This is a genomic window from Psychromonas arctica DSM 14288 (assembly GCF_000482725.1).
GTDB lineage: Bacteria > Pseudomonadota > Gammaproteobacteria > Enterobacterales > Psychromonadaceae > Psychromonas > Psychromonas arctica.
The window spans coordinates 70,972-87,830 of record NZ_AXWP01000030.1; the positions used below are offsets into that span (position 1 = coordinate 70,972).

Annotated in this window: 14 protein-coding genes, 1 tRNA gene and 1 rRNA gene; 6 read left to right on the forward strand and 10 right to left on the reverse strand. The window is 39.3% G+C overall.

Annotation, left to right across the window (positions count from 1 at the left end):
• Positions 1-53 precede the first annotated feature (53 nt).
• Positions 54-710 carry an inovirus Gp2 family protein gene (locus H592_RS0105415; RefSeq protein WP_028867883.1) on the forward strand — a complete coding sequence of 219 codons (657 nt, stop codon included), beginning with the start codon at positions 54-56 and terminating at the stop codon, positions 708-710.
• A gap of 33 nt (positions 711-743) precedes the next feature.
• Here the strand turns inward: H592_RS0105415 and H592_RS0105420 are convergent, their stop codons facing one another.
• The 4 genes from H592_RS0105420 to radC all read right to left on the reverse strand — a co-directional run bounded on the left by H592_RS0105420 (position 744) and on the right by radC (position 3,144).
• Entirely contained in the window at positions 744-1,445 is a 702-nt protein-coding gene (locus H592_RS0105420) for a lecithin retinol acyltransferase family protein (RefSeq protein ID WP_028867884.1), read from the reverse strand.
• A gap of 18 nt (positions 1,446-1,463) precedes the next feature.
• On the reverse strand, positions 1,464-2,024 hold the full coding sequence (locus H592_RS0105425) for a tyrosine-type recombinase/integrase (RefSeq protein ID WP_028867885.1): 561 nt from the start codon (positions 2,022-2,024) through the stop codon (positions 1,464-1,466).
• Between the two features lie 197 nt (positions 2,025-2,221).
• Entirely contained in the window at positions 2,222-2,662 is a 441-nt protein-coding gene (locus tag H592_RS0105430) for a DUF2787 family protein (RefSeq protein ID WP_028867886.1), read from the reverse strand.
• Complete coding sequence (gene radC, locus H592_RS0105435; RefSeq protein WP_028867887.1) at positions 2,659-3,144, reverse strand: RadC family protein; 486 nt, start codon at positions 3,142-3,144, stop codon at positions 2,659-2,661. Before radC ends, H592_RS0105430 begins: the two co-directional genes overlap by 4 nt.
• Positions 3,145-3,281: 137 nt before the next feature.
• Here radC and H592_RS0105440 point away from each other — a divergent pair, with 137 nt between their 5' ends.
• The 5 genes from H592_RS0105440 to H592_RS0105460 all read left to right on the forward strand — a co-directional run bounded on the left by H592_RS0105440 (position 3,282) and on the right by H592_RS0105460 (position 12,408).
• On the forward strand, positions 3,282-3,473 hold the full coding sequence (locus H592_RS0105440) for an AlpA family transcriptional regulator (RefSeq protein WP_028867888.1): 192 nt from the start codon (positions 3,282-3,284) through the stop codon (positions 3,471-3,473).
• Between the two features lie 192 nt (positions 3,474-3,665).
• Positions 3,666-4,586: a restriction endonuclease gene (locus H592_RS0105445; protein ID WP_028867889.1), complete on the forward strand. Its 921-nt coding sequence runs from the start codon at positions 3,666-3,668 to the stop codon at positions 4,584-4,586.
• 81 nt (positions 4,587-4,667) lie between these two features.
• The gene (locus tag H592_RS0105450; RefSeq protein ID WP_028867890.1) at positions 4,668-7,286 is read left to right on the forward strand and encodes a type I restriction-modification system subunit M; all 2,619 of its coding nucleotides are present in this window, start codon (positions 4,668-4,670) and stop codon (positions 7,284-7,286) included.
• A 1-nt stretch (position 7,287) separates the two neighbouring features.
• Positions 7,288-8,523 carry a restriction endonuclease subunit S gene (locus H592_RS23530; RefSeq protein WP_028867891.1) on the forward strand — a complete coding sequence of 412 codons (1,236 nt, stop codon included), beginning with the start codon at positions 7,288-7,290 and terminating at the stop codon, positions 8,521-8,523.
• 12 nt (positions 8,524-8,535) lie between these two features.
• Positions 8,536-12,408 (forward strand): type I restriction endonuclease subunit R, EcoR124 family, encoded by a 3,873-nt coding sequence (locus tag H592_RS0105460; RefSeq protein WP_028867892.1) that lies wholly within the window; start codon positions 8,536-8,538, stop codon positions 12,406-12,408.
• Positions 12,409-12,695: 287 nt separating this feature from the next.
• Here H592_RS0105460 and H592_RS21550 read toward each other — a convergent pair whose 3' ends face one another.
• The 6 genes from H592_RS21550 to rrf all read right to left on the reverse strand — a co-directional run.
• On the reverse strand, positions 12,696-13,385 hold the full coding sequence (locus H592_RS21550; protein WP_037070978.1) for a hypothetical protein: 690 nt from the start codon (positions 13,383-13,385) through the stop codon (positions 12,696-12,698).
• On the reverse strand, positions 13,385-13,831 hold the full coding sequence (locus H592_RS21555) for a hypothetical protein (protein ID WP_051369015.1): 447 nt from the start codon (positions 13,829-13,831) through the stop codon (positions 13,385-13,387). The genes H592_RS21550 and H592_RS21555 overlap by 1 nt, the downstream gene beginning before the upstream one ends.
• Positions 13,832-13,846: 15 nt before the next feature.
• Positions 13,847-14,920 (reverse strand): hypothetical protein, encoded by a 1,074-nt coding sequence (locus tag H592_RS0105475; protein WP_028867893.1) that lies wholly within the window; start codon positions 14,918-14,920, stop codon positions 13,847-13,849.
• A 324-nt stretch (positions 14,921-15,244) separates the two neighbouring features.
• Complete coding sequence (locus H592_RS0105480) at positions 15,245-16,489, reverse strand: tyrosine-type recombinase/integrase (RefSeq protein ID WP_028867894.1); 1,245 nt, start codon at positions 16,487-16,489, stop codon at positions 15,245-15,247.
• Positions 16,490-16,672: 183 nt separating this feature from the next.
• Positions 16,673-16,748, reverse strand: a tRNA-Thr gene (locus tag H592_RS0105485).
• Positions 16,749-16,756: 8 nt separating this feature from the next.
• Positions 16,757-16,859: ribosomal RNA gene (gene rrf / locus H592_RS0105490) — 5S ribosomal RNA — on the reverse strand; the annotation flags it as partial.

A 16,859-nucleotide genomic window follows, 5' to 3' on the forward strand; every position in this document is an offset into this window, starting at 1 on the left:
GTAAATAAATACAACAAATCTTACTTATGATAGCCAACCATAGGTAAGTAAAAATGAACAACAACTACTTCAAAGGGTTGCCCATTCTAGGCAACCTAAATGACTACAACGAAAGATACTTAGATAAAACAATAGATACGTTGAATCACGCATGTGATGAGAACAAACGCGTCTATGCAGTACGGATTGATCTTAAGATGCCACAAGCTCCTCAAGAGCTTGATTGCTTAAGTAGAGATGAGATCGTCAACCATTGTCGATTTAGAGATAGGGTTATCTCACGGTTCACCGAATCGCTTAAGGCAAAAATTAAAGCAATGGACCGCAGGTACAAAAAAGCGAATCGAAGAGTACGTCCTTCAAGCGTTCGATTTATTTGGGGCAGAGAGCGAGATACATCAGTAAATGATCATTACCACATGGTATTGCTTTTCAACAAAGAGAAATTCCATAATCTAGGCGACTGGGAAAGGCGGGATACCTTATCAGGGATGATTCAGGATGCTTGGGCTAGTGCGCTAGGCATGGATTATCACAATGCTATTGGCTTGGTGCATTTTACCAAAAATGGTGGATATTATTTACATCAAGGTACCTCAGAGTTTTCTCGTCAGTATGAGGAGCTATTTTACCGTCTAAGTTATCTTGCAAAAAAAGAAACCAAACACTACGGCGAGGGGCGCCGCAATTTTGGTACCAGTTACAGGTAACGGTTAATGGAGGGTGTTTAGCCCTCCAGTAAGTTAATCAAACCATGATGTAATGGCACTCCACGTGTTACCCACCACTTCAATAGGTGCAAAGACGACATCAACCGCAGTCTCTACAGTGCCGGATATAAGCTCGCCAGTGGCAGCGATGATTTCACCATCACTCAGTTTATCGTAAGTATTACTCAGTGTATTAACGGTACCTGTGTAGGCGACTTCTATAGGCTTGGCCACAAGATCCCCTGGAGCCCCTACAACGGTGTTTACACTATCAGGCAAGCCAATGTATTCACCCACGTACTTGGCCCCTGTTGAGGCGATAGCGATGGTGCCTAATGGACCTTTAGCAAACTGTTTAGCCGATTGACCGAATAAGCCCTTCCTAGCTGCAATATGAGCGATGACATGACCGCAATTACTCACTTGGTTAGACGTGTGTTGCTGCTCAATGCAGCGATTTACGAAGTGCTCACAGTTATTGGTAGCCACATCATAGCCAAGTTTACCTAACTCATGCCTTGCGTAATCAATGGCATCTTGTGGATAGGGTGCGCGTCGTTTCACTCTGATCTCTTTCTCCTCAGAAAACGTCGCTATGCAGCTGAGTATGACTTGCTTAGCGTGAGCGCATAGGTGGATGACTTCACCATTGCCGATGTGTAAACCGTGATGCTCAGTAATACCCAATACATCAACGTTCACCACCAGGTGATCACCTGGTAATAAATATTCCATAATAGAAACCTCTCTTAGTTACAGTTCGAGTGATACGAAGTCTTTATCAACTTCATCTTGAGTGATACCGATATAACGAAGCGTCACGCCCTCTGAGGTGTGGCGTAGCATCTTCATTACGCGACCAATATCTTTTGTCGCTTGATAAAGAAAGTAACCTCGCGTTTTACGCATTGAGTGCGTACCCAAAGCAAGCTTAAGTTCTTGCCCTACTTCCTTAAATGCCATTGATACCGCACGCCGTGAAAGCGGCTGTGGTGCTTTATGCTTTAACTGCTGACAACGGAATGATTGAAATAGATAGATGTGTTCAGGATATTGAGCTCGCACCTTTGCAATATGCTCGCGTGCTTTAGTGTTTAATTGGATGTTGGCTAACTTTCCTGTTTTACTTTCTCGAATCATAAGACGGTCATTCTGAATATCTTCAAATTTAATAGAGAGTAAATCAGATATCCGTAATGCCAGGTTTAAACCAATGTGCCAAACATCAGCCATTTGCGGATTACAACGAATACCCAACAAATGACCAATAAGGTGAATTGAGTCATTACTTTTAATTGCATGTACCTCTGCCATGGTCTGCTTCCTTTTTTGTTTGTAGATGGGGGTTTGGGGAAGCACAGAGGCTCCGATATCGACAACCCCTTACACAGCAAGGGTTTGATGCTTCCCGTTTTAACAATATGGGAAGCAGGAATATCAGTGCACTGTGCTGGTGGGTGTAAAGATAGAAATGTGGAAATGAATTTAAGTAATCGAATAAATGAGAACTTTTAATGACTACGTAATTCTATTTGGTCATAAGCCTTCATATCCAAGTAATCGATAAAATTGCTTTCCCATAATTTATACAAGTTGGACATGCTAGGTGATGCAATACCCTTCCAACCAGAGTGACGAGTAAAGACCGCTGCATTACTTAAATCAAAATCAATATCACGCTCAAGTTGAGGATATCCATTAAAACTAAAGTCAGTGATGTACATAATTGAATAATGGTTATTGGCGTCTTTACTCAGCGCTATTTCTACAGGGTGGTAACCTCCCCTTTCTACGGAATAGCGTTTATCTCTAAAGTTAATAGTGATGTGATTGTCGTTAATGACTTCGGGGTGTTTATTTAGCACATGACTTAGTTGTTCCAATAAACTATTGGAAATAGGTAAAGACATTTTATTAAATGAAGCATCCGATACAGGTAGATAATTATTCATATCCATCCCCTCTCAGCAAAAGAAATGCAACTCTCTCCCACGACAATATGGTCAAGTACACGAATATCAATCAATGCTAATGCATCAACCAATTTACTTGTGATCTGCTTATCTGCTTGAGAAGGTTCTGCAATACCGCTTGGGTGGTTGTGCGCCAAGATAACGGCTGCTGCATTAGCATTCAAAGCAGATTTTACAACTTCCCTGGGGTGAACACTCGCCGCATCAATAGTGCCAAAGAACAACTCTTCAAAGTGAATAAGCTGGTGTTGGTTATCAAGTAACATCAAAGCAAACACTTCACGGTCATAACCACCAAGCTTAAGTTTTAGATATTCCTTTACGTTCTCTGCATTAGTAAACGAGCCTTCACGCTTGTACTTCAGTGCTAATGCTTCTGCTGCTTGTTCTAGTAGTTGGTTAAGGTTAGATGTTTGATGAGCGGGGTAATGAGTAGTTTTATTTAAGTTAGATGTACGCATAAGTGCCTCCTTAGTTTTATTAATAGGGTTATGCGTATGGATGAAATATATCTGAAATTATTTACTGTCTAGGTAATCCATTATTATTTTTTAATCGTGCACACATCACATGAGCAGAACAACACAAGGAAACTCTCATGAGATTAATGAAACTAAAAGAAGTAATGAACAATACTGGTTTGAGCCGTTCAAGTGTTTATAAATATATTTCAGAAGGCCACTTCCCTAAGCCTGTGCCAACAGGTGAGCGTTCTGTCGCATGGTTAGATAGCGAAATTGATGACTGGATATTGGAACGAGTGGCACAACGTGATGAACTCTTAGTATAAAAGAGTTTATATAAATATAAATGTTCATGAAACTATCTATCATTAACTAAGTTTGAACGTATCAACTCTTTCGCGGCACAATATCCTCATCAGCAAGATCAACTTTACATAATAAAAATGCCCCTTTATCTTTTTGATATTAATGGTTTATGGTAATTTAAATAATACTATTTTTTATTAAGCGTAAACCACATGCCTGTTCCCCAATACCAAGCTTATATGCGCTCAGTTCTTGAATCTATTGCAGATGAGCAAGAGCATCATGTACGAGAGGTAACTGAATTTATTTGTAATAAATTTAACTTTACTGAAGCTCAACGTAATATAAAAATTCCAAGTGGTAAATCTACTTATGTCAATGGCCGTATTGGATGGGCTAAGACTTACTTAGTACAAGCAGGATTAATCAAGCAACCTAGACGAGCTCACTGCCTAATCACTGAACGAGGCTTAAAAGCTCTCAATAGTAATTTAGAAATTAATAATGATTACTTAAAGCAATTCTCTGAATTTACTGCTTTTAAACAGCGTAATAATAAAATCACTATCCCATCTGAAATAGTAACAACTAAAGATGAAGAAGATGGTAATCAAACCCCACATGAACTAATTGAAAATACGGTTAATTCATTAAATTACAACCTCGCAAATGAACTACTACAAGCAGTTTTAACTACTTCACCACAATTCTTTGAAAACCTAGTAGTCGATTTAATGTTGGCAATGGGTTATGGCGGATCGCGTAAAGATGCAGGACAAGCGACCCAATACACGCAAGACGGTGGTATTGATGGTATTATTAAAGAAGATAAGCTTGGGCTTGAAATGATCTACCTGCAAGCTAAACGCTACACAGATAAAACCGTAGGTCGCCCAGAGATACAAGCCTTTGCGGGTGCGCTGGATATGCATCGTGCTAAAAAAGGCGTATTTATTACCACTAGTAGTTTCAGCAGAGAAGCACTTGAATTTACATCCTTAATTGAAAAACGCATCGTATTAATTAATGGCGAGCAATTAACCGAGTTAATGCTTGAACATAACTTAGGCGTCAGCACTAAACAGGTATTTGAAATAAAAACTTTAGACAGTGATTATTTTTTAGAAGATTAAAACCTTTACAGGTTTATTTATATATTGATAAAAATTAACGAGCAAAAGCACTCTTTTTAAATATTAGGAACAGTTTTATTTATGAACAAACAACAACTAGCCGCCAAAATTTGGGAATCAGCAAACCAAATGCGTTCGAAGATAGAAGCGAACGAATACAAAGATTACATTTTAGGTTTTATCTTCTACAAGTACCTAAGCGATCAATTAGTGCAGTTTGTTACCAAAGAAGGTATGACTCCCGAAGACATCAAAGCGCTAATCGAGGCCGACTCAGATACCGTTAAATACATCCAAAGTAATCTCGGTTATTTCATTGCCTACGACAATCTATTTTCTACCTGGGTAGAGCCAACATCTGATTTTGACGAATCTAACGTACGCGATGCGCTTTCCGCTTTTAGCCGGTTAATTGATAAAAACCATAAAAAATTGTTTGACGGTATTTTTACCACGCTCGAAACAGGCTTAAGTAAACTCGGTGAAAGTGCAGGTAAGCGCACCAAAGCCATTAGTGACTTACTGCACCTCATTAAAAGCATCCCGATGAATGGTAACCAAGGCTATGACGTACTGGGTTACATTTATGAATATCTTATTGAAAAGTTTGCAGCCAACGCCGGTAAAAAAGCGGGGGAGTTTTATACTCCACACGAAGTATCGTTACTCATGTCGCACATTATCGCCCATGAATTAAAACACAAAGACACTATTAAAATTTACGATCCAACCAGTGGCTCTGGCTCCCTGCTGATCAACATCGGTAATGCAGTAGCGCAATATGCCAAAAGCAAAGACAACATTACCTATTACGCACAAGAACTAAAAGCCAACACCTACAACTTAACGCGTATGAACTTAATTATGCGTGGCATTAAAAGTAGCAACATTAAAACCCGTAATGCCGACACCCTAGAAGACGATTGGCCATATTTTGATGAGAGCGACCCCCAAGGCACATACGAAGCCCTATATGTAGATGCCGTGGTTTCTAACCCGCCATACTCACAAAGCTGGGATTCAGCCCATAAAGAAAGCGATCCACGCTATTCGCGTTTTGGCCTAGCCCCAAAAACCAAAGCTGACTTTGCCTTTCTATTACACGATTTATATCACCTAAAACCAGATGGTATTATGAATATTGTATTGCCTCACGGTGTATTATTCCGTAGTGGTGAAGAAGCGAAAATTCGCACCCAGTTAATTGAAAATAACCATATTGAGGCCATTATCGGCTTACCTGCCAATATCTTTTTTGGCACCGGTATTCCTACCGTTATTTTAGTGTTAAAACAAAAGCGACAAAACAACGATGTATTGGTTATAGATGCATCAAAACACTTTTTGAAAGAAGGAAAAAATAACAAGCTGCAAGCCTCTGACATTAAACGCATTACCGATGCTGTGATTAGCCGTGAAAATATCGATAAATTCTCGAAACTGGTCAGCAAGCAAACCGTGCGCGACAACAGTTACAACCTTAATATTCCCCGATATGTTGATTCATCAGCAGCCGCACAAAGCTGGGATTTACATGCCACTATGCTAGGCGGCATTCCTAACTGTGAAATTGCCGACCTTCAAAACTATTGGCAAGCCTTACCTGCTTTACACAAAGCGCTGTTTACGCCAAAGTCGGCCAGCTATAGCGAACTAGCTATTGATAAAGGCGCTGTTAATGCCACCATTACCCAGCATCATCAGATTGTTGAATTTATTGATGTCTACAACAAAGCATTTAACGGTTTTGATGCGTTTTTAAACCGCGCCCTAATACAAGGTTGGGAAACGCTAAACCGAAGTCAGATAGAGTCCGAGTTAAGTGTTGAGCTGTTTAACCGACTAGCAACTATTGCGCTGGTGGATAAATACCAAGCTTACCAACACCTCAACAACCAGTGGCAAATCATTAATGCAGATTTAGAAATGATGCAAACTGAAGGCTTTGCCGCCACTAAATTGGTAGACGCCAATATAGTGATAAAAAAGAAAAACGGTAAAGAAACCGAAGTACAAGACACGGTAACGCCTTGGAAAGGCCACATACTACCCTTTGATTTAGTACAACAAACGTATTTAAACAGCGAGCTACAAGCATTAACAAAACAAGAAACTCGTTTAGCAGAGATCACGTCGTTATTCGAAGAGATTTTAGAATCATTGTCTGGTGATGACAAAGAGCAAGACACCGTCAAACAAAGCAAAGACGCCTTTGTAAATTCAGAGGTTGGTAAGGCGGCTAAAAGCTTCTTAAAGGAACAAAAAGACAACAAAGTTAAATTTTCAACAGACAGCCCTGAGCCTGAAGAAAGTTATAAAGCGAAAATGATTAACGCCAGTAAGTTAATCGACGAAGAAAAAGCCCTTAAAAAATCGGTGAAAGAAGCTGCTACTGCTCTGCATCTTAAAACCAAAACCATCATCGAAGGTTTAACAGACGAGCAAGTGAATATCTTACTTAACCTAAAATGGATTGCGCCATTAAGCACTGAGATCGCCGCTATGCCAAGCGCAGTTATTACTCTGCTTACTAGCCAAGTACAAGCGCTTGCTGATAAATATGCCGTGACTTATTCGCAAGTCGCCAACGAGATAAAAACTACCGAGCAAGAGCTGGCCGAAATGATGGGCGAATTGACGGGCAATGAATTTGATCTGCAAGGTTTGAATGAACTCACCAACTTATTGAAGGGCGAATAAGATGAGTGTAGAAAAATATGTGCCACAAATTCGCTTTAAAGAGTTTAGTAGGGAGTGGGACAAAATGCTTTTGGGTAGCCTTTGCTTAATTGGAGATATAGACCATCGTATGCCAGAATCGAAAAAAACGGGCATACCATACTTAATGACAGGCGATTTCTATGGCATTAACGGCCTCGACTTTAATAGTGCTAAGTTAATATCCATGGATGACTACGAGCAGTTATCAAAAAAAATAAAGCCTGAACTTGGTGACATATTGTTTGCTCGTTATGCATCTGTTGGGGCAGTGAGATATGTTGAAACAGATACTAAATTCTTGATTTCATATTCTTGTGCAATTATGAAAACGAATAACACCACTTATGGAAAATATTTATTCTATTTTTTTCAGACTGAAAGAACACAAGGCCAATTAGAATTAGATATCAATACTGGATCTCAAAGAAATATTGGAATTGATTCACTAAAATCTCTGTTGGTGGCTTTGCCTAAACCAGCGGAACAAACCCGAATCGGAAACACCTTCCAAAAGCTCGATAGCCTAATCAACCAACACCAACAAAAGCATGACAAGCTCAGCAGCATTAAAAAAGCCATGCTAGGAAATATGTTCCCTAAAAAAGGCGAAACTACCCCAGAAATCCGCTTTAAAGGGTTTAGAGAGGTGTGGGAGGAGAAAGCTTTAGGGGATTATACAATATTTAGAAGGGGTTCATTCCCTCAGCCTTACGGTAATAAAGAGTGGTATGGGGGCGAAGGCTCAATGCCATTTGTACAAGTTGTTGATGTAAGCAAAGAATTGTCTCTTGTTGAAGATACAAAACAGAAAATAAGCTTAAAAGCTCAGCCTCTTAGTGTGTTCGTACCCAAAGGAAGCGTTGTAGTGACTTTACAAGGAACCATAGGACGAGTTGCGGTAACTCAATATGATAGTTTTTTTGATAGAACAATTTTAATTTTTCAGAGTTTCTCTAAAAATACAGATTCCTACTTTTGGGCTTACACCATTCAAAATAAGTTCGATTTGGAGAAGAAGAGAGCACCGGGTGGAACAATTAAAACGATAACTAAAGACGCTTTATCTTCATTTGAGGTGTTAATCCCGTCAATTGAAGAGCAAACCAAAATCGGCAACTACTTCCAAAAACTTGATGCACTGATAAACCAACACCAACAACAAATCACCAAACTCAATAACGTCAAGCAAGCCTGCTTGAGTAAAATGTTTGTATAGCAGGGAGCGAATATGACTACGTTTAAAACAGAAGCGCAATTTGAACAGGCCTTTATTGAACTACTCACCCACAAGGGGTGGGAGGCTGAGGTACTAAAAAATAAAACTGAGGCGGATTTACTGCAAAACTGGGCCGATATTTTACTTAAAAACAATAGTCAGCTTGACCGTTTAAATGATATACCGCTAACCAGTGGTGAAATGCAGCAAATTATTGAGCAAATAAAAGAATTAAAAACACCGCTAAAACTCAATGGCTTAATTAACGGTAAAACCGTGGCCATTAAGCGCGATAACCCAGCTGATACCTTGCATTTAGGCAAAGAAGTCAGCCTTAAAATATACGACAGACAAGAAATATCTAAAGGCCAAAGCGTTTACCAAATTGTGCAACAACCCAAATTTGAACGCGGCAGCCCACTGCGTAACGACAGGCGCGGCGATGTGTTGTTACTCATTAATGGTATGCCGGTAATTCATGTAGAGCTTAAACGCAGTGGCGTGCATGTTAGCCAAGCGGTTAATCAAATTGAAAAGTACAGTGCAGAAGGAATATTTAGCGGGATTTTTTCGCTGATCCAAGTATTTGTGGCGATGGCCCCAAACGAGGCAAAATACTTTGCCAACCCTGGTATGGACGGTAAGTTTAACCCTGATTATCAATTCAGCTGGGCTGATTTTATGAACGAGCCCAAAAACCACTGGAAAGACATAGCTTCAGACCTACTGTCTATTCCTATGGCGCATCAGTTAATTGGTTTTTATACCGTGGCTGATGATACGGACGGCGTACTTAAAGTCATGCGCAGTTATCAATATTATGCAGCCAATGCGATATCAGACAAGGTAGCTAAAACCAACTGGCAACAAATGGGCAATAGTACTAATAACCCTGAACGCTTAGGTGGCTATGTATGGCATACCACAGGCTCGGGGAAAACCATGACCAGCTTTAAATCGGCACAGCTTATTGCACAATCGAAAGATGCCGATAAGGTCATTTTTTTAATGGACAGAATTGAGTTAGGTACGCAATCGCTCGCGGAATACAACAACTTTGCCGGTGATGGCGAAGAAGTACAAGCAACCGAAAATACCAGCGTATTAATTACCAAATTAAAAAGCACCGACCCCGCCCAAACCTTAATTGTTAGCTCCATTCAAAAAATGAGTAACATTGTTGAGGCCGTTGATGATGAAGGAACCGCGGCTAACTCGGCAGACATCGACACAATTCGCGGCAAGCGGTTAGTGTTTATTATTGACGAAGCGCACCGCTCTACAATGAGCAGTGGCAGTGACGATAAAGCAGGTATGTTGATTGCTATCAAAAAAACATATCCTACTGCGTTGTTCTTTGGTTTTACTGGTACGCCGATACAGGATGAAAACCAAGTTAATAAAAATACTACCGCTGATGTTTTCGGTAATGAGCTTCACCGTTACAGCATTGCTGATGGTATTCGTGACCGCAACGTACTAGGCTTTGACCCCTACAAAGTAAGTACCTTCAAAGATAAAAAGATTCGCCAAGCTGTTGCCCTTGAACAAGCCAAAGCAGAATCCGTCGCTGATGCTATGGCCGACCCAGCCAAAAAGAAAAAGTTTAATTACTTTATGAATGATGTGCCTATGGCTGGCAAAAAGGATGCAACAGGTAAATACACTAAAGGCATTGAAGACTATGTACCCAAAAGCCAATACTTAACCGATGCCCACCAAGAAAAGGTGGTGGAAGACATTTTGGGCGAGTGGGATGTACTCAGTCAAGGCAATAAATTTCATGCCATTTTTGCCACCAACAGTATCGCCGAAGCCATAGATTATTACCGCCTTATAAAAGACGCCAACCCTGAGCTTAAAATCTCCGCCTTGTTTGATCCAAATATTGATAACGATGGTGGTAGTGGCGACCGAGGCCCTACATTTAAAGGTGATGGATTAGAAGAAATCATGAGCGACTATAACGCACGTTATGGTCAAGATTTTGATTTTGCACGCCATAGTGCCTTTAAAAAAGATTTAGCTGCTCGCCTTGCCCATAAACAACCCTATGAGCGTATTGCTAAGGACCCAGCAAAGCAGCTAGATTTACTGATAGTGGTAGATCAAATGCTCACAGGGTTTGACTCAAAATGGCTCAATACCTTGTATTTAGACAAGGTGATTAAATACCAAAATATTATTCAAGCCTTTTCACGTACTAACCGCTTGTTTGGCCCAGACAAACCCCACGGTATTATTCGTTATTACCGCTATCCGCACACGATGGAACAACATATTGAAGATGCTGTAAAACTCTATTCGGGTGATAGACCTATTGGCTTATTTGTAGACAAGCTTGAAAGCAATCTAGAAGCCATGAATGAATTGGTGGCAGACATTACCGAGTTGTTTGTTAATGCCGGTGTGCAAAATTTTGAAAAACTGCCAGAAGACGATACCGCCTGCGCTAAATTTGCCGATTTATTTAGAACCTTTAACCAACATTTAGCAGCCGCCAAAGTACAAGGTTTGCATTGGGATAAACAGACATATGCTTTTGGTGAAAACGATGAGCGTGAAGTTGATCTAACCATTAACGAGCAAGCGTTTTTAGGCTTAGCGCTACGTTATAAAGAATTAGTCGGCAAAGGTGAAGGTGGCGGTGGTGAAGGCGGGGATGTGCCTTTTGATATTAGCGGCTATTTAACCGAAATTGATACCGGAAAAATAGACGCCGATTATATGAACAGCCGTTTTGATAAGTTTTTAAAAGAGCTGAATAAACACCAAGACCAAGCGAGTATTGAACTCACCTTAAACGAGCTGCATAAATCGTTTGCTTCACTTACTCAAATAGAGCAAAAGTTTGCTAAGCTATTTTTACACGATTTACAGCGTGGTGATGCCCAGCTAATTGAAGGCCACAGCTTTAGAGATTACATCAACGACTACAAAGACAATGCAGAAAATGCGCAAATCAACGTAGTGGTAAACGCTTTAGGGTTAGACAAAAACAAACTGTTGGCGTTAATGGCTGACAAAGTAGACGAGACAAACCTTAACAACTTTGGCCGTTTTGATGCTTTAAAAGAAACGGTGAATAAAGAACAAGCAAAAGCCTATTTTGAGAAACAAGACGGTACAGTTATATCGACCTTTAAGTTGAATATGCGCATAGCTCAGTTTTTAAAGCAGTTTATTTTTGAACAACAAGTTGAAGGTATTTTAGATGATGATTTGTCTAATCAATTTGCAGAAAAGGAGGCTTATGGAATACCGATTCCATTGGTTTTTGGTGATAAGACGTTATATCGAGCATCTCAAGTTTCTAAACTGGAGAACGCTCAAGAATTAGGAACTATAATTTTTAAAACTGACTTACCCTACAAGCATGATCCAGTATCATTATCTGCTATGGGGTATTACTCTGAATTAAAAGAGCTTGGGGTAGTTTCAGCTTCTGTATTGGATACAACACTGACAGCTCTTATTGAGCTTGAGGGTGTAACCAAAGAGCTCGACCTTCCTTTGTATCAAGACGGTAATAGTGGAATAGTTTGGGCACTTAAAGAGACGAGAGAAGGTAGCCAAATTGATGAGTTTGTTGCTTATGCTATCCAACTAGCTGGAGATGAAAGTTTTAAAGCTTATATCGAAAGTGGTATTTATGATGGTGGTAAATGGCTGTTTACGGAAGCTTTTGGTCCAACCTTTGCTTCAATCTCTACATATTTTATGACAAAGAGAGCTCTGAAAAAAAAAGAAACTGAACGCAACGAAGATATGACAAATGATGATTCGGTTAATTCTATAAAAGAGAAAATAAACGGCTCTCCAAATGTTGTTGATTTTCGTGTAAATGAAAAATTAGCAGAAAAATGGAAAGAAAAAGAGCATTGATAATGTAATCGTTGCGGTTAAATTATCTATAAACGAAAACTGTTATTTTAATTTAAACTAACTATTAACCACAACTCCCCAAATTAACAGTTTGGGAAGTTGCTAAGCCTCAATCCATAAGGTGATAGTTAAAATAACAGTGCTGAAGTTCCTTTTTTACAGTTTTTAAGGCGTAAAAAGTAGTTGGACACAATAATTTCACTAAGTAGCTTTCGCCCGAAGCACTTCAGAAAATAAAATTAGAGTTTGTAAAAATCCAATATTAAAGGCCTGGCACCGCTGGCTACTTAGTCTTTATTATCAGCTTTAGCTTGAGCTCTGTCTAGCTTGGCTTCAGTTGGTTCGTGGTATAAATCAACACAGTAATGGTTCACGTAAAAGTCAGAGCCAGTGCCACTATTAAGCTTATGTGCAGTATCAAACCTCAAGCTATCTTCACGTTTATTATTAATTACAAAACCTTTAGCTTCTAAGCCTTGATACCATTCTTTCATCGCATACGATGCACCGCTCGCAATCTGAGAATAGAAAATAATCCCCCCTTTACAATTATTTACACCACCTACGGCATAACTACCGAGTAATTGATTATTTAAGCCACTGTAGACATATTCAAAGCCCTTCCAAAGTTTGGCTTCCATAATCCACTTGTACAGACTTCCATCGGAACCTTTAGTTTCAATGTAAATGTCGCAATGGCCACCGTGCTGGGCATCGTGATGCACAGATGAGTAATCACGCTTTAACTGTACAATGATATGCTCTGTAATTGCATCCTCGCCTTTTTCTAAGTGATGCTGTCTCCCAGACTCTGTAACACTAATTATGTTGTTAAGGTCTTTGTCTATTTGATTTACAAACACATTGTAAGATGCAGGTGTTCTACGATTAAGCATTTCCTCCAACTCTACGGCAATGGCCAGTAAATCTTTCATACTGTTACCAGAAGGAATAAGCACATTTATAAGTTCTGACATTAGGACACCTTTATTGAAGCTTGAACTTCCATCTCTTCACACAACCTAAAGAGGTTAATAAAGTATGGGAAAACTCGAGCATTAAGGTCATCAATTGCAATATCATTACCTTCATCATCAATAAAATGCTGTTCTGATACGGCTTGCATGTATGTAGAATGGTTTAGCTCTTCTAATACATCTTCAATTTCTTTATCGTAAAGCTTGTAACGAACTTCAAGTGCTTGGAATGGGTGACTTACCAACGTAAATGCACTCTGTATTAACACATTATCATCTTGATCTGAACGATTCAATGCAGCTCGTAAGCCACCAATGGTTAAATTCCGTTGCTGTGGATGGTGCTCTAGGTAAGAAACTATTTGATCGCAAACAGCATAAACTGGTGAGTCTGTTGACCTCACCAGTTTCTCCAACAATTCTTTCACTTGAGCTACATTATTCATTTTTTAGCCGAGTTATTATGAATTCGGGACGAGGGACAATACTTTATCAATCGCAAAACTCAAGTCTTCGAGTCTTTTTGATTTATTGATCGAAAAATCACTCAATGGTTGAGCAGTATCTAGCATTTTTGGCTGCCCCATTAGTCCAACTTCAATGTCTACAGTTCGAGATGAATCATCAATCTTGAACACCCATTTCTTTGCTACTGCAAACTTCGCTTGAACGTGACCGCCACCTTCACCAGCTTTGTGGTAATGGTCTTCCTTAAGACACTTTTGGTTGCCCTTAAGTGGAATACGTACAGGGTTACCATCAGTCGTTACATGACCAAGCTTTGTAACATAGCCATCGGCCGCATTGTATAATGGCTCGATAACACCAAATACGTTAGTTGCAATGCCAGGATCTACACGTTTTGCCATCAAAAAACGTCTCAAAACAAATAGCTGCTCTTGGGTGACAGTCAAAGATAATGTATTTCGATCTACAGATAATATTAGCTTAGAAAGATTGCAACACCAGTAAACTGCATGAAATAACTGGGTACGAACTTGGCGCTTCATCGTGTAGGTAGTATGGCTGTTCCGGTGTTGCAGACCTGTTTGCGAAAGGTGTTCTACTGGAACTGATTCTTCAACCTCTTTATCAATTACAGTGCAAACCACTAATCGATTATATAGGTCGGTGCCCATGGCTACAGTATCCGCCAAGATAGGGTAGACAGTGCCTGCTCTAAGAACAGTAAGTTTTGATTTATCTTCGATCGGAAATGGGAATGCATCGTTGATCAGGGCTTCAGTTGTGAGTTGAACTTCCGTAAACAGTGAATCCAAAGCAGACTTAGTAGCATTAACAGTAATGTCGAATATTTCAACTTGCCGAGTGTCTAACTGCAAAGCTAGCAACCCTAGCTCATTAATTTTGCTTTTTAAGCATTGATTATCGGCAATAACAGTCAGCACATCATTCTTGAATAGATCCTTTGACCGAGATGTAATCGGTATCACTTCCTTAATCTGATTTTTGGTAAAATGAAAGTTAAATCTCTCTAGTAGAGTATCAAGTTGATGTTCGTATGATGTTGGCATATAAGCCCTTCTTGTTACTACCGAAAATAATTATAGGATTTATTATATTTACGAAATAATATCATCACTCTACTAATGATGTCTGTGTTTTATAACATAGTTTTTAGTTGTTTAATTTACCCCTAAAAAATAGAAGCCTTTTATTTAATAAGTGAAATATCATTTCTATTGCTTTTTCAATACTTCCCTTAAGTCCTGCATTCTATATGCCCCTTTACGACTCAGAATACTGAAGGTTTGTTGCCCAATAATACTTAGCCACATCAATATTGAATATAGAGTTTATAGTGGTAATTATTTGTATTTAAATGGCATTTGATATGATTAAACTCTACCAACCAAAACAGAAAGATCTCTTTCATGATATAAACCATCTGCAATAGAGAGTTCCTCTATATGTTTACTCCACCAAGCCATAATATCTATGCGTTGATTTAAGTAAGTTGAATGATTATAAGATTGGCTCACGGAGTTACCTACCTTATGCGATAAACAAGCTTCAGAAGGCTCATAAGCAAAGCCTTGATCACTAAGTGTCGTTCTTGCTAAACCGCGTAAGCCATGAGCTGTTTGCTTACCTTGATAACCCATACGCTTTAATGCCATGTTCGCACTTGCTTTATTAGCATGAGAAGTTGGGTCTCGATCAGCTGGAAAGATATAAGGTGAAAAAATTGAAATTAGTTTACAGTCATGTAGAAGCGATAGTGTTTGTTTTGTTAAAGGTATTTTATGTTCGCTCCCAGTCTTCATTCTATTCGCAGGTACAATCCATAGCTTATTGTTGTAATCAATCTCATCCCATTTAGCGAGAGCTGCTTCGGCAGGTCTCGTCATCGTATGTAATTGCCATAAAATTAAATTTCTAGTTACTTTTTTGATGTTAGCTGTAGCTATAGATAAAAGCAGCTTAGGAAGCTCTTCAGGGGGGACATGAGGATTGTTTGTCACTTTATTAGCCATGAACACCTCTTTAATACCAGCAAGGGGATTAGAGTGGATTATTCCGTGATTTGTGGCATAGCGCATAATCTGATTTAAATACTGACAAGCTCTAGCAATAACCTCAAGGTTGCCTTTAGCTTCGATTGGTCTTAATGCTTTGATCGCTATAGGAGCTGTAATAGCCGTAATTGGCAATGAACCTAAATGTGGAAGGATATGGTTTGTTAATGTTGTTTCAATTGTTTTAAGTGTACTTTCTTGAACTTCTGACTTTTTCAATACTAACCATTCTTGAACAACTACATCAAAAGTATTTTTGTGTATTCGCTCTTTAACTAAACTTTCTTCATCTCTGTGTTCTTTTGGATTAATTCCTTGAACCAATAACTCTTTCGCTGAGTCACGTAGTTTACGAGCTTGCCCTAAAGTAACAGATGGATATGCACCAAGTCCCATTAAAGCTGGTTTTTTATCAATAGGTTTATTAAAGCGTAACTGCCAAAGCTTAGAACCATTGGGCTTGATACGTAGTTGCAAACCACCACCATCCGACAAAGTAATAACTTTTTCAGAAGGTTTAGTTTGTTTAATTTGTGTATCAGTAAGAGGTGTAGTTTTAGCCATAAGTAATACCAGTTATCCAATCAAATGAGCGGTATTACTTATGGTATTACTTTTAATCTAGGTTGTCACTGAACACTTTAGGACCTTATTGGACTACAAAGTTAAGAATAGCTCGTAAAGCATTGTATATTAATGGATATAAAAGACGTTATGGGATGTTAATAAACTTGAGGAATTTAGATGTGGTGCTGATAGGCGGATTTGAACCGCCGACCTCACCCTTACCAAGGGTGCGCTCTACCAACTGAGCCATATCAGCAAATGGGGATCTGATAATGACCTACTTTCGCATGGGGAGACCCCACACTATCATCGGCGCAGCTGCGTTTCACTTCTGAGTTCGGCATGGGATCAGGTGGTACCACAGCGC

Coding starts and splice junctions, on each gene's coding strand:
- H592_RS0105415 (WP_028867883.1), top strand. CDS start 54: ATGAACAACAACTACTTCAAAGGGTTGCCCATTCTAGGCAACCTAAAT.
- H592_RS0105420 (WP_028867884.1), bottom strand. CDS start 1,445: ATGGAATATTTATTACCAGGTGATCACCTGGTGGTGAACGTTGATGTA.
- H592_RS0105425 (WP_028867885.1), bottom strand. CDS start 2,024: ATGGCAGAGGTACATGCAATTAAAAGTAATGACTCAATTCACCTTATT.
- H592_RS0105430 (WP_028867886.1), bottom strand. CDS start 2,662: ATGAATAATTATCTACCTGTATCGGATGCTTCATTTAATAAAATGTCT.
- radC (WP_028867887.1), bottom strand. CDS start 3,144: ATGCGTACATCTAACTTAAATAAAACTACTCATTACCCCGCTCATCAA.
- H592_RS0105440 (WP_028867888.1), top strand. CDS start 3,282: ATGAGATTAATGAAACTAAAAGAAGTAATGAACAATACTGGTTTGAGC.
- H592_RS0105445 (WP_028867889.1), top strand. CDS start 3,666: ATGCCTGTTCCCCAATACCAAGCTTATATGCGCTCAGTTCTTGAATCT.
- H592_RS0105450 (WP_028867890.1), top strand. CDS start 4,668: ATGAACAAACAACAACTAGCCGCCAAAATTTGGGAATCAGCAAACCAA.
- H592_RS23530 (WP_028867891.1), top strand. CDS start 7,288: ATGAGTGTAGAAAAATATGTGCCACAAATTCGCTTTAAAGAGTTTAGT.
- H592_RS0105460 (WP_028867892.1), top strand. CDS start 8,536: ATGACTACGTTTAAAACAGAAGCGCAATTTGAACAGGCCTTTATTGAA.
- H592_RS21550 (WP_037070978.1), bottom strand. CDS start 13,385: ATGTCAGAACTTATAAATGTGCTTATTCCTTCTGGTAACAGTATGAAA.
- H592_RS21555 (WP_051369015.1), bottom strand. CDS start 13,831: ATGAATAATGTAGCTCAAGTGAAAGAATTGTTGGAGAAACTGGTGAGG.
- H592_RS0105475 (WP_028867893.1), bottom strand. CDS start 14,920: ATGCCAACATCATACGAACATCAACTTGATACTCTACTAGAGAGATTT.
- H592_RS0105480 (WP_028867894.1), bottom strand. CDS start 16,489: ATGGCTAAAACTACACCTCTTACTGATACACAAATTAAACAAACTAAA.